Annotated in this window: 24 protein-coding genes; 15 read left to right on the forward strand and 9 right to left on the reverse strand. The window is 40.0% G+C overall.

What is annotated here, in order from left to right; translation table 11 throughout:
• Positions 1-64: 64 nt before the first annotated feature.
• Genes ADIARSV_RS11255 through porX form a run of 3 tightly spaced genes read right to left on the reverse strand, consistent with a single transcriptional unit; the run spans position 65 to position 3,315 of the window.
• On the reverse strand, positions 65-1,276 hold the full coding sequence (locus ADIARSV_RS11255) for an alanine dehydrogenase (protein WP_040299858.1): 1,212 nt from the start codon (positions 1,274-1,276) through the stop codon (positions 65-67).
• Positions 1,277-1,305: 29 nt separating this feature from the next.
• The gene (tsaE, locus tag ADIARSV_RS11260; protein WP_016195645.1) at positions 1,306-1,758 is read right to left on the reverse strand and encodes a tRNA (adenosine(37)-N6)-threonylcarbamoyltransferase complex ATPase subunit type 1 TsaE; all 453 of its coding nucleotides are present in this window, start codon (positions 1,756-1,758) and stop codon (positions 1,306-1,308) included.
• Between the two features lie 3 nt (positions 1,759-1,761).
• Positions 1,762-3,315 carry a T9SS response regulator signal transducer PorX gene (porX, locus tag ADIARSV_RS11265; protein ID WP_016195646.1) on the reverse strand — a complete coding sequence of 518 codons (1,554 nt, stop codon included), beginning with the start codon at positions 3,313-3,315 and terminating at the stop codon, positions 1,762-1,764.
• A 107-nt stretch (positions 3,316-3,422) separates the two neighbouring features.
• Here porX and ADIARSV_RS11270 point away from each other — a divergent pair, with 107 nt between their 5' ends.
• The 6 genes from ADIARSV_RS11270 (at position 3,423) to ADIARSV_RS11295 (ending at position 9,220) form a co-directional block, all read left to right on the forward strand.
• Entirely contained in the window at positions 3,423-4,658 is a 1,236-nt protein-coding gene (locus tag ADIARSV_RS11270) for an HD domain-containing protein (protein WP_016195647.1), read from the forward strand.
• A 72-nt stretch (positions 4,659-4,730) separates the two neighbouring features.
• The gene (gene lpxD, locus ADIARSV_RS11275; protein ID WP_016195648.1) at positions 4,731-5,765 is read left to right on the forward strand and encodes a UDP-3-O-(3-hydroxymyristoyl)glucosamine N-acyltransferase; all 1,035 of its coding nucleotides are present in this window, start codon (positions 4,731-4,733) and stop codon (positions 5,763-5,765) included.
• Between the two features lie 24 nt (positions 5,766-5,789).
• On the forward strand, positions 5,790-7,199 hold the full coding sequence (locus ADIARSV_RS11280) for a bifunctional UDP-3-O-[3-hydroxymyristoyl] N-acetylglucosamine deacetylase/3-hydroxyacyl-ACP dehydratase (protein WP_083936569.1): 1,410 nt from the start codon (positions 5,790-5,792) through the stop codon (positions 7,197-7,199).
• Entirely contained in the window at positions 7,196-7,978 is a 783-nt protein-coding gene (gene lpxA, locus ADIARSV_RS11285; protein WP_016195650.1) for an acyl-ACP--UDP-N-acetylglucosamine O-acyltransferase, read from the forward strand. The genes ADIARSV_RS11280 and lpxA overlap by 4 nt, the downstream gene beginning before the upstream one ends.
• Positions 7,979-8,003: 25 nt before the next feature.
• On the forward strand, positions 8,004-8,627 hold the full coding sequence (locus ADIARSV_RS11290; RefSeq protein ID WP_016195651.1) for an ABC transporter ATP-binding protein: 624 nt from the start codon (positions 8,004-8,006) through the stop codon (positions 8,625-8,627).
• A gap of 20 nt (positions 8,628-8,647) precedes the next feature.
• Positions 8,648-9,220: a 5-formyltetrahydrofolate cyclo-ligase gene (locus tag ADIARSV_RS11295; protein ID WP_016195652.1), complete on the forward strand. Its 573-nt coding sequence runs from the start codon at positions 8,648-8,650 to the stop codon at positions 9,218-9,220.
• 221 nt (positions 9,221-9,441) lie between these two features.
• Here ADIARSV_RS11295 and ADIARSV_RS11300 read toward each other — a convergent pair whose 3' ends face one another.
• From ADIARSV_RS11300 to ADIARSV_RS11310, 3 genes are read right to left on the reverse strand one after another with little or no spacing between them, the layout of a single operon-like run.
• Complete coding sequence (locus tag ADIARSV_RS11300; protein WP_016195653.1) at positions 9,442-10,212, reverse strand: exodeoxyribonuclease III; 771 nt, start codon at positions 10,210-10,212, stop codon at positions 9,442-9,444.
• The gene (locus tag ADIARSV_RS11305; protein WP_016195654.1) at positions 10,209-11,003 is read right to left on the reverse strand and encodes a peptidylprolyl isomerase; all 795 of its coding nucleotides are present in this window, start codon (positions 11,001-11,003) and stop codon (positions 10,209-10,211) included. Before ADIARSV_RS11305 ends, ADIARSV_RS11300 begins: the two co-directional genes overlap by 4 nt.
• The gene (locus ADIARSV_RS11310; RefSeq protein ID WP_016195655.1) at positions 11,000-11,338 is read right to left on the reverse strand and encodes a hypothetical protein; all 339 of its coding nucleotides are present in this window, start codon (positions 11,336-11,338) and stop codon (positions 11,000-11,002) included. Before ADIARSV_RS11310 ends, ADIARSV_RS11305 begins: the two co-directional genes overlap by 4 nt.
• Before the next feature lie 334 nt (positions 11,339-11,672).
• On the opposite strand from ADIARSV_RS11310, the gene ADIARSV_RS11320 reads away from it, so the two are divergent.
• From ADIARSV_RS11320 to ADIARSV_RS11345, 6 genes are all read left to right on the forward strand, one after another.
• Positions 11,673-13,076: a tetratricopeptide repeat protein gene (locus ADIARSV_RS11320; protein WP_016195656.1), complete on the forward strand. Its 1,404-nt coding sequence runs from the start codon at positions 11,673-11,675 to the stop codon at positions 13,074-13,076.
• A 79-nt stretch (positions 13,077-13,155) separates the two neighbouring features.
• A complete protein-coding gene (locus tag ADIARSV_RS11325) occupies positions 13,156-13,923 on the forward strand; it encodes a phosphosulfolactate synthase (protein ID WP_016195657.1) in 768 nt (255 codons plus the stop codon).
• A gap of 23 nt (positions 13,924-13,946) precedes the next feature.
• Positions 13,947-14,729 (forward strand): shikimate dehydrogenase family protein, encoded by a 783-nt coding sequence (locus ADIARSV_RS11330; protein WP_016195658.1) that lies wholly within the window; start codon positions 13,947-13,949, stop codon positions 14,727-14,729.
• Entirely contained in the window at positions 14,726-15,304 is a 579-nt protein-coding gene (gene gldD, locus ADIARSV_RS11335; protein WP_016195659.1) for a gliding motility lipoprotein GldD, read from the forward strand. Before ADIARSV_RS11330 ends, gldD begins: the two co-directional genes overlap by 4 nt.
• Positions 15,305-15,342: 38 nt before the next feature.
• Positions 15,343-15,981 (forward strand): MBL fold metallo-hydrolase, encoded by a 639-nt coding sequence (locus ADIARSV_RS11340; protein ID WP_016195660.1) that lies wholly within the window; start codon positions 15,343-15,345, stop codon positions 15,979-15,981.
• A 12-nt stretch (positions 15,982-15,993) separates the two neighbouring features.
• The gene (locus ADIARSV_RS11345; protein WP_016195661.1) at positions 15,994-17,220 is read left to right on the forward strand and encodes an ABC transporter permease; all 1,227 of its coding nucleotides are present in this window, start codon (positions 15,994-15,996) and stop codon (positions 17,218-17,220) included.
• A 60-nt stretch (positions 17,221-17,280) separates the two neighbouring features.
• Here ADIARSV_RS11345 and rfaD read toward each other — a convergent pair whose 3' ends face one another.
• From rfaD to mqnB, 3 genes are read right to left on the reverse strand one after another with little or no spacing between them, the layout of a single operon-like run.
• Complete coding sequence (rfaD, locus tag ADIARSV_RS11350; protein ID WP_016195662.1) at positions 17,281-18,246, reverse strand: ADP-glyceromanno-heptose 6-epimerase; 966 nt, start codon at positions 18,244-18,246, stop codon at positions 17,281-17,283.
• A gap of 16 nt (positions 18,247-18,262) precedes the next feature.
• On the reverse strand, positions 18,263-19,099 hold the full coding sequence (locus tag ADIARSV_RS11355) for a 1,4-dihydroxy-6-naphthoate synthase (protein ID WP_016195663.1): 837 nt from the start codon (positions 19,097-19,099) through the stop codon (positions 18,263-18,265).
• Positions 19,089-19,739 carry a futalosine hydrolase gene (mqnB, locus tag ADIARSV_RS11360; RefSeq protein ID WP_016195664.1) on the reverse strand — a complete coding sequence of 217 codons (651 nt, stop codon included), beginning with the start codon at positions 19,737-19,739 and terminating at the stop codon, positions 19,089-19,091. Before mqnB ends, ADIARSV_RS11355 begins: the two co-directional genes overlap by 11 nt.
• A gap of 82 nt (positions 19,740-19,821) precedes the next feature.
• On the opposite strand from mqnB, the gene ADIARSV_RS11365 reads away from it, so the two are divergent.
• The 3 genes from ADIARSV_RS11365 to fabD are packed head-to-tail and all read left to right on the forward strand — an operon-like array spanning position 19,822 to position 21,797.
• Positions 19,822-20,247 (forward strand): 6-pyruvoyl trahydropterin synthase family protein, encoded by a 426-nt coding sequence (locus ADIARSV_RS11365; protein ID WP_016195665.1) that lies wholly within the window; start codon positions 19,822-19,824, stop codon positions 20,245-20,247.
• A 50-nt stretch (positions 20,248-20,297) separates the two neighbouring features.
• The gene (gene folE, locus ADIARSV_RS11370; protein ID WP_052017006.1) at positions 20,298-20,888 is read left to right on the forward strand and encodes a GTP cyclohydrolase I FolE; all 591 of its coding nucleotides are present in this window, start codon (positions 20,298-20,300) and stop codon (positions 20,886-20,888) included.
• A gap of 33 nt (positions 20,889-20,921) precedes the next feature.
• Positions 20,922-21,797, forward strand: a complete 876-nt coding sequence (gene fabD / locus ADIARSV_RS11375; RefSeq protein WP_016195667.1) for an ACP S-malonyltransferase — start codon at positions 20,922-20,924, stop codon at positions 21,795-21,797.
• The last annotated feature ends 26 nt before the right edge of the window (positions 21,798-21,823 follow it).

Here is a 21,823-nt window from a genome sequence, read left to right on the forward strand (position 1 = left end):
CTTATGAAAAGTCTTTTATCGTCTAAATTGTTTTAACAGCCTTATATTTCCGTATAAGCAACTCTTACCGATGCGAAATGATCAACAGATCAAGGTCTTTCGGCGGCATATTGAAACGGCTTGCCAAATCCAGGTTCGTTAAATGCCCCTGGTATAAATAAATCGCATTCCGTACCCCCTGTTTTTCCCAGATTACATTTTTAATACCTCCCATATCACCAATATCCACTAAAATGGGAGTAAAAATATTAGTCAGTGCATAAGTTGCAGTACGCGCTACACGAGAAGCAATATTAGGTACACAATAATGGATCACATCATACTTGCGAAATACAGGATGCGTATGGTTCGTTATTCTTGAAGTCTCAAAACAGCCACCCTGATCAATGCTCACATCAATAATTACCGAATTAGGTTTCATCTTACTGACCGTTTCTTCGGTAACAATACAGGGACTCCTTCCATGGTTAGCCCTTAAAGCACCAATAACCACGTCGCAGCTTGTTATTGCTTTATTTAATACCAAAGGTTGAATCACAGAAGTGAACACCCGGCTTCCAATGTTATTTTGCAACCTCCGAAGTCTATAAATAGAAGTATCGAACACTTTTACTTCAGCACCAAGGGCAATAGCAGTACGTGCCGCATATTCAGCCACAGAACCACCACCCAGAATAACAATCTCTGTCGGCGGCACACCAGTAATTCCTCCCAGCATCAAACCCTTTCCGTCAAACACGTTACTCAGATATTCTGCTGCGATCAAAATAGAAGTCGCTCCAACAATTTCACTCATCGAACGGATTACAGATAAAGAACCTCCCTCATCCCGGAGATACTCATAAGACAAAGCCGTGATCTTTTTCTTCATCATCGCTTCCAGACTCTCTGCTTTCAGCGAAGCCATTTGAAGCGTAGAAAACAAAACCTGACAAGGTTTCATCATTTCAATTTCATCAGCCGTCGGCGGACCAATCTTAATGATGATATCGGCGTTAAAAACCTCCTTTTTATTGTATTCAATCTGGGCTCCCTGTTCACTATAATCATTATCAGAAAAATTAGCACCCTTTCCTGCACCAGTTTCAATGACCACCCGATGCCCATTACTAACCAATACGGCAACCGACAGCGGAGTCAAAGCAATCCTGTTTTCCTGAAAAGACGATTCCTTTGGAATGCCTATATAAAGACTATTTTTTCTAGGTTTAATTTCCATCATTGCTTCCTGAGGCTGCATCATAGCCTGTTTTGCAATGTCAGATAGTTCATTCATCATGGGATCCATTCAATTTGAAGCCTAATTTACACATTTGATACTATATCCTTGTTAATATCTCGTCCCTGTATTTTAGCTGTGATAACTCTGCCATTATTTGCTGCTAATTCAAGGTCTACCCTGACCACCTGGTCCGGTATCAGATCAGGTATTTTTTCCGGCCACTCTATAAAGCAATATTCGCCAGAATAAAAATACTCTTCATATCCCATATCAAAAGCCTCACTTTGATCTTTAAGTCTATAAAAATCAAAATGATACACCAGGCCCTGCGGATATTCATACTCATTAACGATAGAAAATGTAGGACTTGAAACCGTAGCCGCAACACCCAGTTCCTTGCATAAAGCCTTTATAAAAGTCGTTTTACCGGTACCCATTTCTCCATAAAAAACCAGTACACGATGCTCTCCTGCAAATAAAAGAAGCTTCCGGGCTAATGCCGGGAGTTCCGTTAATGCTGAAACTAGTTTATTCATATTTTATTTTGGACTATAGGTAATAAAAGGAACGATCATCTCTTCCATAGAAACCCCTCCATGCTGAAACGTTTCATTGTAGTAATTCACAAAGTGATTATAGTTGTTCGGATACACAAAATAACTATCCTCCTTGGTAAATATGAAACTGGAGCTTACATGTAGTTTTGGTAAAAGGGCATCATGTGGATTTTTAATAAGAAAAACCTCTTTCGCATTGAAATTTAAATTCTTACCCTGCTTATATCTTAAATTCGTATTCGTATTACGATCGCCAATTACCTTACTCGGATGTTTAACCCGTATCGTTCCGTGATCGGTTGTAATGACCAGCTTACAATTCTTCTGCGAAATCTTTTTTAACAATTCCAATAATGGTGAATGCTCAAACCACGAAAGCGTAAGGGAACGGTAAGCCGCTTCATCATTGGCCAACTCCCTGATCATCGCCATGTCCGTACGGGCATGCGAAAGCATATCAACGAAATTAAATACAATCGCATTTAAATCATTTCCCATCAAATTATTAAAATTCTCCACTAAATCCTTCCCCTGTTCATAAGTAAGAACCTTAGTATACGAGTGTTTAATATCTTTTTTCAACACCCTTTGGATCTGATCTTTTAAAAATTGCTCCTCAAAAAGATTCTTTCCTCCCTCATCCTCATCATTCTGCCACATCGATGGAAAACGCTTTTCCATCTCCAAAGGCATCAATCCTGAGAATATTGCATTTCTTGCGTATTGTGTCGCAGTAGGTAAAATACTGAAATAGATATCCTCTTCATCCAAACGAAAATGCTCCGTTATAATGGAGTTTAAAATTTTCCATTGATCATACCTTAAGTTATCGATCAGAATAAAGAAAGTGGGTTTAGAAGGCTCCAACAGGGGAAACAACTTCTTTTTCATCAGCTGGCTTGAGGTAACGGGACCACTATCAGGGTCCTTCAGCCAGCCGATATAATTTTTCTCTATGAATTTGCAAAACTGAGCATTCGCTTCCGCTTTTTGCATGGTCAGGATTTCATGCATCCCTGCGTCTTCCAGCTTTTCCAGTGAGAGCTCCCAGTAAATAAGCTTTTTATACACATCCACCCATTCGCTATAGCTTAAATTATCATTTAAGGTCATTCCCAACGTGCGGAAATCCTGCTGATAGGCCATAGATGTTTTTTCACTCACCAGGCGTTTATTATCCGTCAGCCGCTTTATCGTCAGCTGAATTTGCTTCGGATGAACTGGCTTAATTAAATAATCATCAATCTTTGATCCTATGGCATCCTCCATCAGATGCTCTTCTTCATTCTTTGTTATTAATACAACCGGCACATCCGGATTAATATTCTTAATTTCAGCAAGCGTTTCCAGTCCGGTAAGTCCCGGCATATTTTCATCCAGGAAAACTATGTCAAAATATCCGTTTCTAAAAGCATCAAGGGCATCGTGTCCATTTGTCACTGTAGTTACTTTGTACCCTTTTTCATTAAGGAACATGACATGGGGTTTTAATAAATCAATTTCATCATCAGCCCATAGTATGGTGGTTTCCTGCATATTATCTATCTATAAGAATTTTTATATTTATTCGAAAAAATTATAACAATTAAAGTTGTCTTTTGTATTCATGAAAATTAACAATTTTTGCCTAGAGAACATTTATTTTGAACAAGAAAAAGATAATTAACGACCCGGTATACGGATTTATAACCATTCAGTCTGATCTGATATATGACCTGATAGCCCATCCCTATTTTCAGCGGTTACGCAATATCAAACAACTTGGCATGACGCATCTGGTGTACCCCGGTGCGGTACATACCCGCTTTCATCATGCCCTTGGTGCCATGCATCTCATGAATCTTGCTATAGAAACATTAAGATGGAAAGGCCACCACATTACCGAAGAAGAGGAGGAGGGTGCCAAAGTTGCCATTCTGCTTCATGATATTGGACATGGGCCTTATTCTCATGCATTGGAAAACACTATTGTAAACGGTATTTCACATGAGAATATTTCAATGCTTATGATGAATAACCTCAATAAGGAGTTCGACCATAAGCTTGATCTTGCCATTCAGATCTTTCAAAATACCTACAGTAAGCCCTTTTTACATCAGCTGGTATCCGGACAATTGGATACCGACCGTATGGATTATTTAAACCGCGATAGCTTTTTCACCGGAGTATCGGAGGGGATCATCGGATTTGACCGCATCATTAAAATGCTCAATATATACGGAGGCTCTTTAGTGGTAGAAGAAAAAGGCGTTTATTCCGTAGAAAAGTTCTTAGTAGCCCGCCGCATCATGTACTGGCAGGTCTATTTGCACAAAACTTCTGTATCGGCAGAACACCTCCTGGTTAACATTTTAAGAAAAGCTAAGTCACTCAGCAATGAGGGGCACGACCTTTTTGCCACACCTAGTCTTCATCATTTCTTAACACAAACCATCACAAAAAAAGACTTTGAAGAAAACCCGCTTCATCTGCATCATTTTTCTAACTTAGACGATCATGATATTTACTCGGCAGTTAAAGTTTGGGTTACTGAAAAAGACAGCGTACTTTCGCAATTATGTAACAATTTGTTAACACGGTCGCTTTACCATGTAGAAATAAGTCACGTACCTTTCAGTAATGAAAGAGTGGAAAGACTTAAACAAGAAGCTTCAGCGTTATTAAATATTGAAAACCAGGATATTAAATACTTCGTATTTACTGATACTATAACGAATCATGCCTATAAGGCAAGCGACGGGAGCATAAATATCCTGATGAAAGATGGAACAATTAACGATATCACAGCGGCTGCGGACAACTCCATTTTGGAAGGCTTGTCCAAGACAGTGAAGAAACATATCTTATGTTACACAAAAGAGTTAAATAATGCTAAATAATTAAATTAACTTCATTTGTGAACCTATTATTTACAAATTTGATCATTAATTAATAACTTATAACTTTACCCGATGCAATTTACTGCGCAACAGATTGGAATATTACTTAATGGAAGTGTGGATGGGAATCCTGATGTTACAGTAAATCAGCTGGCTAAGATCGAGGAAGCCCAGGAAGGCTCTTTGTCTTTTCTGGCAAACCCCAAGTATGAACAGTTCATTTATCATACAAATGCTTCTATTGTAATCGTCAGTAATGACTTTATACCTACTGCACCAATCACATCAACCCTGATTCGTGTAGAAAATGCTTATACCGCATTCTCTGTTCTCCTTCATCATTACAACACTTTTAAACTCGCTAAAACAGGCATTGAACAACCTTGTTTTATACATCCTTCCGCCAAAATAGGTGCCGATGTATATATCGGTGCGTTCGTTTATATCGGTGCCGATGTAGTTATTGGCGACAATGCCAAGATCTATCCACAAGTATATATAGGTGATAATGCTTCTGTAGGATCAGGAACGACACTTTTTCCAGGTGTTAAGGTGTATTACGATAGTCGGATCGGCTCAAATGTAACCATACATTCAGGTGCTATAATAGGTAGCGATGGATTTGGATTTGCGCCTTTAGAAGATGGCAGTTATAGCAAGATCAGCCAGATTGGGAATGTAATTATTGAAGACAATGTAGAAATAGGCTCTAATACCTGTATTGACCGGGCAACAATGGGTTCTACGCTGATTAAAAAGGGAGTCAAATTAGATAACCTGATTCAAATTGCCCATAACGTGGAAATCAATACCAATGCCGTCATTGCCTCACAAACCGGAATTTCCGGAAGCACTAAAATAGGCGAACAGTCTATTATTGGTGGGCAGGTTGGTATTGTGGGACATATTACAATTGCCAAAGGCTCACAAATACAAGCTCAATCGGGCGTAAACCGTTCTATTCTGGAAGAAAATAAAAAATGGGCAGGCTCACCAGCTACCTCATTTAATAATCAGATGAGAGCGCAGGTTATTTACAACCGACTCCCTGAACTAGAACGTAAAGTCGAAGAATTAGAACGCAAATTAAAGGAATTCACAAAATAAAAACTGATACTCATGCATCAGGATATGAACGTTAAACAAAGAACAATTAAAACAGCAATCACTGTTTCAGGAACAGGATTACATACAGGACAACCTGTAAATATGACTTTTAATCCTGCACCTGAAAATCATGGATATAAATTCAGACGAATTGATATTGAAGGTAAGCCTATTATTGACGCAGATGTTGATAATGTAACGGACACCTCCAGAGGAACCACAATATCTCAAAATGGCGCAAGTGTAAGCACAATAGAACACGTTTTAGCCGCTTTAGTAGGTTTAGAGGTGGATAACGTTTTAATTGATCTGGATGGACCTGAAACCCCTATCATGGATGGAAGCTCAATCCAATTTATAGATGCTTTGGAAGATGCTGGGTATATTGAACAAGACGCAGAAAGAGAATACTATCATATTCCTTTTAACATCCATTATACCGAAGCCGATCGAAAGGTAGAAATGGTTGCTATGCCTGTTGACGATGAATATCGCTTGACCTGCATGATTGACTATAATTCACCTATTCTGGGAAGTCAGCATGCTGCAATCACCAGCATTTCCGAGTTTAAAAAAGAAATAGCATCAAGCAGAACCTTTTGTTTTCTTCATGAACTGGAAACCTTACTGGAGCATAACCTGATTAAAGGTGGTGACTTAAACAACGCCATTGTTGTGGTAGACAAAGAAGTAAGCAAAGAAGAATTAAAACATCTTGCTAAACTTTTCAACCGCGAAGATATTGATGTAGCGCGGGAAGGAATCCTGAATAATATTGAGCTGAGACATCAGAATGAGCCAGCCCGACATAAACTGTTGGACATGATCGGCGACCTTGCCCTGGTTGGCGTTCCATTGAAGGGCCACATTATGGCAGCCAGACCAGGACACGCAGCCAACATTGCCTTTGGAAAGAAGATCAAAGCACAGATCAAAAAAGAACGTAAAAAAAATCTCTACAAACCATACGATCCGAGTGTCCCCCCTTTATATGACACGGTACAGATCATGAACATTTTGCCCCACAGACAGCCATTCCTGATGATCGACCGGATCATGGAACTGACTAAAACATATGTGATCGGGGTTAAAAATGTAACCATGAACGAAGATCTCTTCCGCGGTCATTTCCCAGGTAGTCCCCTGTTCCCAGGTGTGCTGCAAATTGAGGCAATGGCTCAAACAGGAGGAATCTTAGTGCTCAGCACTGTTCCCGATCCAAAAAACTGGCTCACTTTATTCTTAAAAATAGAAAACGCACGATTTAAAGCTCCTGTAACCCCTGGAGATATCATCGTTTTCAGATGTGATCTGATGGCTCCGATAAGACGCGGCATTGCACAAATGAAAGGTGTTGGAAGAGTGGGAGAGAAAATAGTTGTGGAAGCCGAATTGATGGCCCAGATTGTAAAAGTTAAAAACGAAGAAGAATGATCCAACCATTAGCCTATATACATCCTGAGGCAAAGATTGCAGACAATGTGGTTATTGAACCCTTTGTGACCATTTATAAGAATGTTGTTATCGGAGAGGGTACCTGGATTGGTCCCAACGTAACCATTATGGATGGTGCCCGGATTGGCAAGAACTGCCGGATCTTTCCGGGAGCAGTTATCTCGGCTATTCCCCAGGACTTAAAGTACGAAGGCGAAGATACAACAGCCGAAATAGGCGACAATACCACGATCCGCGAATGTGTGACCATAAACAAGGGCACAAAAGATAAGTGGAAAACAGTGATCGGGAAAAATTGCCTCATCCAGGCATACTGCCATATCGCACATGACTGTGTGGTAGGTGATAATTGTATTTTTTCCAATAGCACTACGCTAGCCGGACATATTACTATAGGCGACTATGTGGTTTTAGCCGGAATGGTAGCGATTCATCAATTTTGCAAAGTAGGTTCTCACGCCTTCATTACCGGAGGTTCCCTGGTTAGAAAAGATGTACCTCCATACGTAAAAGCAGGTCGCGAACCACTCTCTTATGTAGGGATCAATTCAGTAGGACTACGCCGCAGAGGATATACCAACACACAGATCAATGAAATTCAAGATATCTACCGTACACTATTTGTAAAAAACTACAATACAGCCGTAGCGCTTGATATCATCGAAGCAGAACATCAGCCAACAGAAATAAGAGATGAGATCCTTGATTTCATTAGAACATCAAACCGTGGTATTATGAAAGGATACCAGGGGGCATAATGACACTAAAGCCGGTCCGGTACTAATGGAAATAACACTGCATCATATTGGCCGGCGCTTTAATAGGGAATGGATCTTTGAGAACCTGAACTATACCTTTGAACAAGGAAAATCATACGCCGTATTAGGAATTAATGGCTCTGGCAAATCAACCCTATTGCAGGTGATTGCCGGAAGTCTTACTCCTTCCACTGGCACCATTACCTATACCACGCAGCAAAAGGAAATTGATATAGACGAAGTTTATCCCTATTTCAGTATTGCAGCCCCCTATATGGAATTAATTGAGGAGTTTACGCTCAGCGAATTCCTTGAGTTTCATTTCAAATTCAAATCTTCCTTACAGCATCTGAAACCCAAGGACATCATTTCCCTTATGGGACTGGAAAAGTCTGCCGATAAACTAATTAAATACTTTTCATCTGGGATGAAACAGCGTGTTAAACTTGCTGTCGCACTTTGTTCCGACACACCTGTGGTGTTGCTTGATGAACCAGCCTCCAATTTAGATGTAGCCGGAATCATCTGGTACAAAGATCTTGTGGCCCTATTCGGCAGTAACCGTACCCTGATTATCTGCTCCAACCAGGAGTATGAATATGATTTCTGTAACTTTGAAATTCAGTTAGCGGACTATAAAAGACACTGATCGGATCTAAAACTTCATTTATGCCGGACAAGAAGGAAGTAAGAAAGCAGTATGCTCTAAAAAGACAGCAAATCCACCCCGATCAATTGGAGCAATGGAGTACAGATATCGCCCAACAGTTTTTTTTAATGAACCTCGATCAGGTTAAATATCTCCATATCTTCTACCCCATCATTGGAAAACAGGAGATCAACTGTCTGCATATTGCCAATCAGATCCGCGAAAAACATCCGAACATCACCCTTGTACTTCCAAAAAGTAATTTAGCCGACTTTTCACTTCAACATGTTATCTGGAGAGCCGACACCACCTTGGTAATGAACGCTTGGGGCATTACCGAACCTCATTCCGAAGAATATGTCCCAGCAGAAAAGATAGATCTGATTCTAATCCCCTTATTGGCATACGACAAGGAGGGGAACCGTTTAGGATATGGAAAAGGCTTTTATGATCGGTTCCTGAGCGAGTGCCGCCCCGATGCAGCAAAAGTTGGTCTATCTTATTTTCCACCAGAAGAAAACATCCTTCCTCATGATGCACTAGACATCCGACTGGATAGCTGCATTACTCCCGACAAAACCTGGGAATTTTAAACTCATCCAAACTTCTTATTTGATTACTGTATTGATCTTACCTAACAGGCAACTGTGTTGCACCTTCTTCGCATTTCTGATGCTTCGGAGCGGAGAAGGTGCGGAGGAGGTGCGGACAAGGTGCCTATAATGTGCGCTTAAATTAATAACGAGATAGTACAAAATCAGCTCGGATGATTGGATCTAAATGCAATAAGTAAGCTGTTGATCTGTAAGTTTTTTTAGATATCGAACTCTACCAGCACGGGACAGTGGTCTGAATGAATGGCCTGCGACAAGATAGATGACCGTTTTAGAGCGCTTCTCAGCCCTTCTGACGCCAAATTGTAATCAATACGCCAGCCCAGGTTCTTAGCGCGTGCCCCAGCCCTGAAACTCCACCAGGTATAATGGTGCGGATCGGGATTAAACTCACGGAACGTGTCGACAAAACCGGCATTGATAAAGTTTTCCATCCACTCTCTTTCTTCGGGTAAAAAGCCGGAAGAGTTTGCATTTGATTTTGGATTATGGATATCAATGGGTTTATGACAAATATTATAATCGCCGGAAATGATCAGGTTGGGACGGCTTAATTTCAGCTGATCGATGTAGACTTGAAAATCTTTCAGGAAGCGATATTTAAAGGCCTGCCTTAAATCACCACTGGAACCTGAGGGGAAATAGGTACTTAGCACAGAGAAACCCTCAAAATCAGCACGTAATACGCGACCTTCAAAATCATAATCGCAATCGCCACAGCCGTATTCTACGTGTGTGGGACTTATTTTTGAGAGGATAGCCGTACCACTGTATCCCTTTTTCTGGGCAGGATACCAATAATGTTCATAACCTAGTTTTTCTAATAAGGGAAGAGCAGTAATGATTTGATCCGGAGATGCTTTTATTTCCTGAAGGCATACAATATCGGGGTTTGCGGCCTCTAGCCAGGTAAGCCAGTCTTTACTTAAAGCAGAGCGAATGCCGTTGACGTTATAGGTGATGAGTTTCATTTCATGATGAGTTTACGGCGGAAAGACTCTTGAGTAAGCTGTTTTTCGAGGTTGCGGACTTCTTTTCCTTTCAGTACGGATACTTGCATAACAATATCTTTTACTGGCCGGTCATTTCGGTCTGTTTCAGTGTCGGCAATTTTATCAACCATATCATAACCGGATACAATCTCTCCAAATACGGTATAGTTCATATCAAGAAAAGGAGCCCCTCCTATGGTTTTGTATACGGTGCGGTGGTTAGCAGGGATCTTTCTTCCGTTTAGCTTAATTTTCTCAACGCGGTCAAGCTCTTCGTCTGTATAGGTTTTCCCTTGCACCAGGTAAAACTGTGAGGCACTGGAGGCTTTGTCAGGTGTATCGTCCCTTGCAGCCGCCAGAACACCCTTTTTATGAAATAAATCAGGATTAAGTTCAGCGGGAATAGTGTATTTAGGTCCCCCTTCTCCAAGCAACTGACCTGGCTTTGCATGTTTTGAATCGGGGTCGCCTCCCTGGATCATGAAGTTTTTTATCACACGATGAAAGAGCGTTCCATTAAAATAACCACTCTTAGCGAGTTTAATAAAGTTGGCCGTATGTTTCGGGGTTTCTCTATAAAGACGAATAATGGATGAGCCCTTAGGAGTGCTGATGCGGACATACATATTCTGGTCTTTCTTGCCAAATAGATTATTGAAGAAGTTCGGTTTATTCTCTTGCGTTGTTTTTTTTGCAGAAGCATCCGGTTTCAAGACGGCACAAGAGGAAAACAGGATCGTAATTAACAAAAAGGGGATTATATATTTCATTCTTGTTCAAAATAGGTAAGGATAAGCGTTTTCATGAGCATTTCCTGCTCCATGAGGGTATAATTAGGCATTTGTTTAGCTAGTTTCCAATGCGGCCAGCCATCCTGATCCAGTCCCTCCAGTTCATAGAACCCCAATTCGCTGAATAACCTGCAGTTAGCAATATGCATCAACTCCTCTTTCTGTCTTTTGGAGAACTTTTTGGGTCCCTTGCCCAATTCCTGAACGCCTATTAAAAAGAGCATCACTTTAATATCGGGGAGGTCAGTGTCAAAGTCAGCAGCAATCTTTACCTGCAACTCCGTCCACTTTTTATTAATCTCAGCAGGTTTCATTTCGTATATGGTTTAACGGTACAAAACAAACATAATTACTTGTAATCTACAAATAGTCTCCATTAAGCCATAATCGCCATCATTGATCTTATTAAGAAAAAAATTGTTATTTTTGTAAAATTCGATAACAGCGTTAAAAGATGGAAAAGAAATTATCCACATATAAAACAGCTAGTTCCTTGTTTTATAGTGCATTATTTTTGGGGAGAGCCGATTGTGGAAAACTCATCATTTCTATATTTTTTCCTTTTATTATTTTAATAAAAATAAAACCTGTGGGACTATTTAAGGTATACTTAAAATCCAGTACAAGCGTTCTTTAAACATAGTATATATGGAAGAAGATTTTGAATTTGAATTCTCTGAGGATCCTAAGTTTTCAGTAGAGCGATATGAAGAGATGATTAGGAATGAAGATCAGCTTTTTTTCGACTCTAGGGCATTTGAAAGCATCATTGATTATTACATTTCGCACAATGACCCGGTTAAAGCCTTACAGGTTGTTGAATTTGCTATAAACCAACATCCCTTTGCTTCCGCTTTTTTTCTTAAGCAGTGTCAACTGTTTATGGCAACAAATGAGCCGGAAAGGGCATTTGCATCTCTAGTTAAAGCAGAAACATTAGAGCCATCGGATCCGGATATTTACCTTTTAAGAGGGAATATCTACGAATCGCTGGAAAGACATCATGAGGCACTAGAAAATTACTTTAAAGCCTGTTCCTTAGCAGAAAGCACGGATGAGATATTGCTTCAGATTGCATTGGTTTATCAAAACCTGAACGATTATGAAAGCGCTATCATCAACCTTCGTCTTGCTCTGGAAGAAAACATGGAAAATCAGGATGCGCTATATGAGCTGGCATTCTGCTATGATGTAACGAACAGACAGGATGAGTGCATTGATTTCTACATGCAATATATAGACAAAGAGCCTTACTCCTATCCGGCCTGGTATAATCTCGGAAATGCTTATCATAAAATGGATTTATATGAAAAAGCAGTAGATGCCTATGATTATGCGATCCTGATTAAGGAAGATTTCTCCTCTGCCTACTATAATAAGGGCAACTCGCTGATCCATATGGATAAATTTGAGGAAGCGATTGAAACTTTAAAGCTCTCACTAGGCTATGAACCACCTAATGCGGACACATTCTGTTCTTTAGGTGAGTGTTATGAAAAGCTGGAGCAAATGGAGAAAGCGAGATCTTACTACAAAAAAGCGGTAAAGATCAATCCTGAACTGGGTGACGCCTGGTATGGAATTGGTGTGACGCTTGATTCGGAGGGACGGATCTTTGAATCGCTGCATTATTTCAAAAAAGCACGTGATTCGGATGAGTCGTTCCCAGATTACTGGTTTGGAATTGCAGATGCCAACTATAAACTTGGTAATTTGGCCGCCTCACAAAAGGCTTATCAGAAAGTAGTGGAGCTGAATCCTTTGGATACAGATGCATGGCTTGACTTTTCATCGGTTCTTTATGAATCGAATGAGCTGGAAAAGGCTACTGAAACAATTCAGGAAGGAATTAAGAATAATCCGGATACGGCAGAGTTATATTACCGCATGGTTGCTTACATTATGGCAACAGGGAAATTTAATGAAGCCATTGAGACTTTGGAGATTGCGCTTAAAATTGACCCAACAAAACATGAGATCTTATTTGAGTATTTACCGCAGCTGCAATCAAATAAAGCGATCATTGAAGTGATAAATAAATATTTAATCTAATCACCATTCACCAGAATAGTAGAAAAATCCAATACCTTTTAAGCTGAGTATTGGATTTTTTTTTGAGATTTGTAAACGTATGTTAAATTATATTCTAAAAAATGTTCCTGTCCGCACTGAAAAACCCCGCGATCATGGTCTTACCATGGTTATGGATAAAGGTTTAAGCGTTCGGGAAATAGAAGACTTACTTGAAGTAGCTGGTCCACATATAGACATTGTTAAATTAGGATGGACAACCTCCTATGTAACACCCAACCTAAGCAGAAAATTAAAAGTATATCAGGATGCCGGCATTCCGGTATATTTTGGTGGAACTCTTTTTGAAGCTTTTATCATCCGCAATCAATTTGACGATTACCGTCGCATATTAGATAAATATGGGATGAAACACGCGGAAGTTTCTGATGGCTCTATTGATATTCCTCATGAAGAGAAATGTGAGTACATCCGCAAGCTTAGCGAGCAGGTTACTGTAATTTCGGAAGTAGGATCTAAAGATGCTCAAAAAATATTTGCGCCATACAAATGGATCAAATTAATGAAGGCAGAACTGGATGCAGGCTCATGGAAACTCATTGCCGAATCTCGTGAAGGGGGCAATGTAGGCATCTATCGTGAATCCGGAGAAGTTAGAGAAGGCCTGATTGATGAAATTTTAACTGAAATCCCGAAGGATAAAATAATTTGGGAAGCGCCACAAAAAGATCAGCAGGTTTGGTTTATCAAGCTTGTTGGAACGAATGTGAACCTGGGTAATATTGCACCAGCAGAAGTTATTCCCTTGGAAACCATCAGACTGGGACTAAGAGGCGATACCTTTAATCACTTCATTAATTCTTTATAACATTCCATAGCGGGGCAATAATCATGAAAAGATTTGGGTTAATAGGTTATCCCTTAAGTCATTCTTTCTCTAAAAATTACTTTACAAAAAAGTTTGAGGACGAAAAGCTTGCTGACTGCGTTTATGAACTGTATCCAATAGATAACTTAAGTGACTTTGAGGCACTTATCAATTCTACTCCAGATTTGAGCGGATTAAACGTAACGATCCCTTATAAAATAGGGGTTATGTTTTATCTGGATAAGATTGATCCGGTAGCCAAAGCAATTGATGCGGTAAACTGCATTAAGGTTGTAAAGAGTAATTCGTTGGAATCCATTTTTTCTGGTGAACTTGCCTCTACAAAGATGCGGCTTGAAGGATACAATACGGATAACTATGGCTTTGAGATTTCTCTAAAGCCTTTGTTGAAAAAACACCATACTAAAGCTTTGGTTTTAGGAAGTGGTGGCGCCTCAAGAGCCGTTACTTATGTGCTGAATAAGTTGAATATCAGCTTTAAGGTCGTATCGAGAAAAAAGTCAAGGAAACAGATGTTATATACGGATATCACTCCGGCACTGCTTTCAGAATATACTGTAATTATTAATGCCACACCTCTGGGTATGCTACCTGCGATAAATGAATGTCCGGATATCCCCTATGAACATCTGACAAAAAAGCATTTATTGTATGATCTCATCTATAATCCTGTAGAAACTGTATTTTTAAAAAGAGGCAGAGAAATGGGGGCAACGATTAAAAATGGCGATGAGATGTTACATCTTCAGGCAGAAAGATCATGGGAAATTTGGAATAGTAAATGAGGGTTGGCATTATGTATACCTCCTTTGTCATCCTACTGCTCTTCAGTTCTTGCGGAGGTGACTATGCGCCTAAACCTCGTGGTTTTTTTCGAATTACCTTTCCTGAAAAAAGCTACAGAACGTATAACGGAACTTGTCCGTATTCCTTTCAATATCCCGTATATGCCTCAATAGGGCCTGATAGCACGGCGCTGGCAGAACCTTGTTGGCAAAATATCAACTTTCCTCAATTTAACGCGACCCTTCATCTGAGCTATCATGATATAGATTCGAAGAAAACATTTAATGCGCTGACAGAAGATGCACGGACGTTTGCCTTTAAGCATACGTCGAAAGCGACTTCTATAGATGAGGGAAGAATTGCAGACCCTAAAAGGCGCCTGTATGGCATTTATTATACCATTGAGGGCAATACAGCATCCTCTGTTCAGTTTTATCTTACTGATAGCAGCAAGCATTATTTAAGAGCTGCTTTATATTTCAATGAGGAACCCAGAGCGGATTCCATTCAACCGGTGCTCAGGTTCATTAAAAAGGATATTGATGTCATGATTAAAACCTTTCATTGGAATTAATTGATGAATAAGCCATTTTTTAAGTTCAAATTTGAAGTATGATACAGGTCAAGTCTTTTGTATGTAATCCGTTTCAGGAAAACACCTATATTTTATATGATGAATCAGGGGAATGTGTAGTTATTGATCCAGGAATGTATACTGGGAATGAGCAAGATGAGGTGGTTCATTTCATCAGGACACAAGGACTAAAACCAGTGTTACTGCTGAATACACATTGCCATATTGACCATGTGCTGGGCAACAAATTCATTTTTGACAGCTATGGTTTGCTCCCGCGCTTTAATGAAGGCGAGTTACCGGTTCTTACTTCGGTGTCGGCTTATGCTGCGCCTATGGGCATTCAATATGAGGTATCGCCATTACCAGAAACTTATCTCGGGGAAAGCGGAACGATTACTTTTGGAAACAGCACGCTTGAAATTCTATTTGCTCCCGGCCATTCGCCTGCGCATGTATGCTTTTATGATAAAGAGGACGACTTCCTGATTGGGGGAGATGTTTTATTCTATAAAAGTATTGGCCGCACGGATGTGATAGGAGGAAATTACGATCAGCTAATCCAGAGCATTACACAAACACTTTTTAAGCTGCCTGATAGTTGTATGGTTTATCCCGGACATGGTCCTGCAACCACAATAGGGTTTGAAAAATTGCATAATCCTTTTTTAAACTGACTTTAGCATTGTATGAATACGCCCTATTTTATAGCTAAACGATACCTCTTTTCCAAGAAGTCAGTCCATGCGATTAACTTTATTTCAGGGATCTCTATGCTGGGTGTATTTGTAGGAAGTGCCGCTTTAATTATTATTCTATCGGTATTTAATGGGTTTGAAAACATGGTGTTATCCATGTATAATACCTTTACACCGGAAATTAAGATAGAACCAGCAGAAGGTAAGAGCTTTAACCCGCATAAAGCCGTTTTTACCACGCTTAAAAATGATCCCAGGATTATCAACTATACGGAGGTTTTACAGGAAAAAGCGTTGTTACGATACGGAAAAAGACAGCATATTGCCACTGTTAAAGGTGTAAGTGCCGATTTTTTGAAAAGGAAACAATTGGACAGCACGCTAACAGATGGAGCGTTTACCCTGCAGAAGGATGGCATTAATTATGCCGTTGTTGGGTCTTTGGTACAATTGTATCTGTCGGTTAATATTCATGATGATTTCCAGAGGCTGGACATTTACACGCCAAGGAAAGGTGCTGTTAATGCTATCAATCCGGCAGATGAATTTACAGTAAAGTCCATACACCCTATGGGTGTGTTTCAGATTCAGCAGCAATTTGACGAAACGGTATTGGTTTCATTGGAATTTGCAAGGCAACTGCTGGAGGAAAAAGATAATATTTCAAGCATTGAGATTTATTTGAAAACGGATGTATCTGCTGAGGCTTTTCAAAAAGAGATCGCAAAGGCGCTGGGAAGTCAGTATGTAGTGAAAAACCGCATTCAACAGAATGAACTGCTCTATAAGATACTCAATTCGGAAAAGTGGGCCATATTTGTGATCCTGACCTTTGTGCTGATCATTGCGGTGTTTAATATTGTAGGATCTTTAACCATGCTGGTTATTGATAAGAAAAAGGATATTGTGATTTTAAATAGCATTGGAGCAGGCACTTCCCTGATTCAGAAGATCTTTTTCTTTGAAGGAATGATGATTTCACTAATCGGATGCATCTCAGGAATGGCGGCAGGACTTGCTTTCTGCCTTGCGCAACAACACTTCGGATTTATTAAAATGTCTGAAGAAAGTTTTATCACCGATGCCTATCCCATAGGCTTGAATGTGAGTGATTTTGTTCTGGTATTCCTAACCGTAACAACGATCTCTATTATTACCTCCGGCATTTCATCCAGGCTAAGCATCAAGACACTCAGCCAGATGAAAGAGCAGTTATAGATTTCTCCATCAATACCTCCCGGCATTTTATCAACGCTAATAATGCCTGGTAAAGTGGCTTTAAAAGTATTTTCCGGAAACTAAATAATTCTGTACATAATCAGAAACACCTTCTTCGAGGGTGTGAAATGGGTTGTTATACCCTATAGCAAGCAATTTATGCATAGGCGCTTCGGTAAAGTACTGGTATTTATCGCGAATATCCTCAGGCGTAGGGATAAAGCTGATCTCAGGTTCCTTGTTTAAAGCTTTAAATGTATTGGTTGCCAGGTCAAGGAAAGTCCGCGCTTTTCCGGTTCCCAGGTTATAAATGCCTGAATCTTTCCTGTGGTGCATGAAGAAATAAAGTACATTGATCACATCTTTCACATAAACGAAATCTCTCATCTGTTCCCCATCTTTAAATTTAGGGTTATGCGACTGGAATAATTTCATTTCACCAGTTGCCTTAATTTGATTGAAAGTATGCAGGATGACAGAGGCCATACGACCCTTATGGTATTCATTAGGGCCATACACGTTGAAGAACTTCATACCTGCCCAGAAATAGGGAGCACGCGGTTGTTTTAACGCCCATATATCAAAATAGTTCTTTGATTCGCCATAAGGATTTAATGGTTTAAGGGTGTCGAGTGTGCGTTCATCATCTTCGTAACCCTGTTCTCCCAGTCCATACGTTGCAGCCGAAGAAGCATACACTAAAGGCAGGCCGAACTCTACACAGGCATTCCATACTTCTTTGGAGTATTCCAGATTGAGTTCATTTAAAAGAGCGTAATCAAATTCGGTGGTATCGGTACGGGCACCCAGATGGAAAATAAACTGGGTATGTATATGGTTTGCACGAATCCACTGAATGAAATCTTTACGGTCAACCTGATGCGAAAACCGTTTGCCTTCAAAGTTTTTATTTTGCTCAGCGCTGGAAAAATCATCTACTAATACCAGGTCATAAAAACCTTCATCGTTCAATTTTTGAACGAGGCAACTACTAATAAATCCTGCTGCACCTGTAATAACGATCATAATTTATGAAAGGGGTTTAAATAAGAAACAAGTGTTCTTTTACTTCTGGAATAACACCTGCACTGACCGCTTTAGAAAACAATAATTCTATAGCACTCCGGCCCTCTGCGCCCAAATCTACAGAATATTTATTTACGTACAGTTCAATATGCTTATACATCACCTCGTCTTCCATGGCTTGAGCATGACTGCGTATAAATTCTATTCCCGACTTTGGGTTGGCAAAAGCGTACTCTACACTTTTACGGAGCACCCGGTTTATTTTATGTTTGGTGTCCTGATCCAGACTTCGTTTGGCAACTATCCCTCCTAACGGGATAGCACAGCCTGTTTTTTCTTCCCAGAAAGCACCGAGGTCAATTACTTTATGCAGACCCTTCTGTTCATAAGTAAAGCGGTTTTCGTGAATGATCAGTCCCAGGTCTACTTTACCGGAGAGCACTGCATCTTCGATATCGGAAAAGAGGTACTCCACTTTATTCTTCACTTCGGGAAAAGCCAGACTAAAAAGGAAGTTTGCAGTAGTAAATTTACCAGGGATGGCGACTGTTTTATCGGTATAAACTGTTTTTGGATCCGTAACCGGGTATTTGGAAATAACAAGCGGTCCAACGCCATAACCAAGGGCACTACCAGAATTGAGCAAAACGTAGTTCTGCACGCAGTAGGCATAGGCATGGAAACTGAGTTTAGTGATATCAAGATCCTGACGAAAGGCTTTTTGATTCAATGTTTCCACATCATCGTAAAAGATCTCAAAATCAAGACCTTCAGTATCTATTTTATGATGGATCAATGCATCGAAAATGAAAGTATCATTTGGGCAAGGAGAAAAACCTAATTTAAGCTTCATATAATGTTTGATATAGTAGAATTAACTGCTGATTAAGCATTTGAATAGCAAGAGGAATATCCCATTTCGCGGTATCCCGGCGTTCCACATAATTGGAAACCGACCTTATCTGGATACTGGGAATTTGTAGTTTATTGCAAGAGTAGAAGAAAGCGGCTCCTTCCATGGATTCCACATCGGGTTGTAATTGCTGAATAATAGTGGCAATTTCTTGTTCGCTGCCATGTACCGTGTTTACTGTAATGCCTTTGGCCTTTATCAAAGTAGAGGTAAGCACATTTAAAACCTGGTAGGGAATGGGGTTAGCTATTCTTGTTCCAAAACCCAATTGATCAATGGAGATAAATGACGATCCATCGGCAGCACCGAGTTCTGAAAAACAATCTTCTTTTACCTGTACAATTTCACCCAGTTTAAGGTTGCTGTTGAAACTTCCGGCTATTCCGGCATTGACAGCAAAATCAAAAGATTGTGTGGAAAGGATTTGTCCCATTGCAAAGGCTGTAGCCACCATTCCTACTCCTGTGATCAGAATAAAAACCTGATTAGTACCGATATGATTAATTCCCTGTTGTAAATTAAAGCGCAAAAGGAATGGTGCAATCTCAAATTCGGTAGCTGAGACAATCAATGATTTCATTGGACGAATATACAGAAAGCTGAAGGCTGCATAATCATTTAAGACATCAGTTTTAAGTATATTCGCACTTTATTAAAATTAAATGATATATATCACCCGAAGAGAACAGTTCAATGCGGCCCATAAATTATTCCGGGAAGAATGGAGCGATGAGAAAAACCTGGAAGTTTTCGGTAAATGTGCAAATCCCAATTGGCACGGCCATAATTACGAGTTGTTTGTCACCGTAAAAGGAGCTGTTGCCCCCGAAACAGGCTATGTAATTGATTTAAAAGTACTGAAAGATATTATCAAGAGTCATGTAACGGATAAACTGGATCATAAGAATGTGAATCTGGATGTAGATTTCATGCAGGGGAAAATGGCTTCCACTGAAGTAATATGTGTCGAGATCTTCAATCAGTTACAGCCTCACATTGAGGCAAAAGGCGTTTTTCTACATAAAGTTAAGCTTGTAGAAACAGAAAACAACTATGTAGAATACTATGGCCACCAGCCAATATCTTAAGAAATGAAAGAACACGATTTGAATTATTCAACCGAACATAATGAAATGGGATACGAAAAATTGAACGATATGATCCGTTAAAAATTGAACGTATAGCTTCGCATTATGCTGAAATATTAGCAGATCTAGGCGAAGATCCAACACGGGATGGGTTGTTGAAAACACCTGAAAGAGTGGCTAAGTCATTACAATTCCTGACTCATGGATACGACCTCAAGCCGGAAGAGATTTTGCGAAGTGCTATGTTTAAAGAAGAATACAGCCAGATGGTAGTGGTAAAAGACATTGAAGTGTATTCCATGTGTGAGCATCACCTTCTTCCTTTTTTCGGCAAGGCACACATTGCATATATTCCAAACGGACACATCGTAGGCTTAAGCAAAATACCCAGAGTGGTGGAAGCGTATTCGAGAAGATTGCAGGTTCAGGAGCGTTTAACAAATGAAATTCGCGACTGTATTCAAAAGACTTTAGCTCCCCTTGGAGTTGCTGTCGTAATAGAATGCAAACATTTATGTATGTCTATGAGAGGAATTCAAAAACAAAACTCGGTTACGACCACTTCTGCTTTTACAGGTGCTTTTGCAAACGAAAGGACCCGTTCCGAATTTCTTACATTAATTACAGCAAGCCTGGATTAATTCCAGCCATATTTTAACTATAATCCCGATTAAATGAAAGCGTATATTTTCCCTGGACAGGGTGCTCAATTTATAGGAATGGGCAAAGACCTGTACCAACAAGAAACCGCTAAAGAGTTATTTGAACAAGCTAATGAAATTTTAGGCTTCCGCATTACAGACATCATGTTTGATGGAACGGACGAAGAATTAAAGCAAACCAGTGTTACTCAGCCTGCAATTTTTCTGCATTCAGTGATACTTGCTAAATCTTTAGGTGAGACATTTGCACCAGATATGGTTGCAGGACACTCTCTTGGCGAATTTTCTGCCCTTGTATCCGCTGGTGCAATTCAGTTTGAAGATGGATTGCGACTAGTTGCAGCCCGTGCGAATGCCATGCAACGTGCGTGTGAAATTCAACCCTCTACAATGGCGGCAATTCTAGGCCTGGATGATTACACAGTAGAAGAAGTTTGCGAAATGATAAGTGAGATTGTGGTACCAGCAAATTATAACTGTCCGGGACAGATTGTCATATCGGGAAGCATTGAAGGTGTGGATAAAGCTTGTGCTATGCTAACAGAAAGAGGTGCTAAGCGTACTATTAAACTGAATGTAAATGGAGCTTTCCACTCCCCACTAATGGAATTTGCAAGAGCAGAACTAGCCAGTGCTATCGAATCTACTACAGTGGTTTCCCCTATATGCCCAATCTATCAGAATATTGATGCAAAAGCACATACAGATGCAGAAAGTATCAAACATAACCTGATTGCTCAGCTGACTGGACCAGTTAAATGGACTCAAACCATACAGAGAATGATCGAAGATGGCGCTACTTCATTTACCGAAGTTGGTCCTGGAAATGTACTGCAGGGTTTAGTTAAAAAAGTAAACAGATCTATGCCGACACAGAGTGCTTCATAAAATAAATTTCAATGCCTAAAGTTTAA

This window comes from Arcticibacter svalbardensis MN12-7, from assembly GCF_000403135.1.
GTDB classification, from domain to species: domain Bacteria; phylum Bacteroidota; class Bacteroidia; order Sphingobacteriales; family Sphingobacteriaceae; genus Arcticibacter; species Arcticibacter svalbardensis.

Coding starts and splice junctions, on each gene's coding strand:
- ADIARSV_RS11255 (WP_040299858.1), bottom strand. CDS start 1,276: ATGAATGAACTATCTGACATTGCAAAACAGGCTATGATGCAGCCTCAG.
- tsaE (WP_016195645.1), bottom strand. CDS start 1,758: ATGAATAAACTAGTTTCAGCATTAACGGAACTCCCGGCATTAGCCCGG.
- porX (WP_016195646.1), bottom strand. CDS start 3,315: ATGCAGGAAACCACCATACTATGGGCTGATGATGAAATTGATTTATTA.
- lpxD (WP_016195648.1), top strand. CDS start 4,731: ATGCAATTTACTGCGCAACAGATTGGAATATTACTTAATGGAAGTGTG.
- ADIARSV_RS11280 (WP_083936569.1), top strand. CDS start 5,790: ATGAACGTTAAACAAAGAACAATTAAAACAGCAATCACTGTTTCAGGA.
- lpxA (WP_016195650.1), top strand. CDS start 7,196: ATGATCCAACCATTAGCCTATATACATCCTGAGGCAAAGATTGCAGAC.
- ADIARSV_RS11290 (WP_016195651.1), top strand. CDS start 8,004: ATGGAAATAACACTGCATCATATTGGCCGGCGCTTTAATAGGGAATGG.
- ADIARSV_RS11295 (WP_016195652.1), top strand. CDS start 8,648: ATGCCGGACAAGAAGGAAGTAAGAAAGCAGTATGCTCTAAAAAGACAG.
- ADIARSV_RS11300 (WP_016195653.1), bottom strand. CDS start 10,212: ATGAAACTCATCACCTATAACGTCAACGGCATTCGCTCTGCTTTAAGT.
- ADIARSV_RS11305 (WP_016195654.1), bottom strand. CDS start 11,003: ATGAAATATATAATCCCCTTTTTGTTAATTACGATCCTGTTTTCCTCT.
- ADIARSV_RS11310 (WP_016195655.1), bottom strand. CDS start 11,338: ATGAAACCTGCTGAGATTAATAAAAAGTGGACGGAGTTGCAGGTAAAG.
- ADIARSV_RS11320 (WP_016195656.1), top strand. CDS start 11,673: ATGGAAGAAGATTTTGAATTTGAATTCTCTGAGGATCCTAAGTTTTCA.
- ADIARSV_RS11325 (WP_016195657.1), top strand. CDS start 13,156: ATGTTAAATTATATTCTAAAAAATGTTCCTGTCCGCACTGAAAAACCC.
- ADIARSV_RS11330 (WP_016195658.1), top strand. CDS start 13,947: ATGAAAAGATTTGGGTTAATAGGTTATCCCTTAAGTCATTCTTTCTCT.
- gldD (WP_016195659.1), top strand. CDS start 14,726: ATGAGGGTTGGCATTATGTATACCTCCTTTGTCATCCTACTGCTCTTC.
- ADIARSV_RS11340 (WP_016195660.1), top strand. CDS start 15,343: ATGATACAGGTCAAGTCTTTTGTATGTAATCCGTTTCAGGAAAACACC.
- ADIARSV_RS11345 (WP_016195661.1), top strand. CDS start 15,994: ATGAATACGCCCTATTTTATAGCTAAACGATACCTCTTTTCCAAGAAG.
- rfaD (WP_016195662.1), bottom strand. CDS start 18,246: ATGATCGTTATTACAGGTGCAGCAGGATTTATTAGTAGTTGCCTCGTT.
- ADIARSV_RS11355 (WP_016195663.1), bottom strand. CDS start 19,099: ATGAAGCTTAAATTAGGTTTTTCTCCTTGCCCAAATGATACTTTCATT.
- mqnB (WP_016195664.1), bottom strand. CDS start 19,739: ATGAAATCATTGATTGTCTCAGCTACCGAATTTGAGATTGCACCATTC.
- ADIARSV_RS11365 (WP_016195665.1), top strand. CDS start 19,822: ATGATATATATCACCCGAAGAGAACAGTTCAATGCGGCCCATAAATTA.
- fabD (WP_016195667.1), top strand. CDS start 20,922: ATGAAAGCGTATATTTTCCCTGGACAGGGTGCTCAATTTATAGGAATG.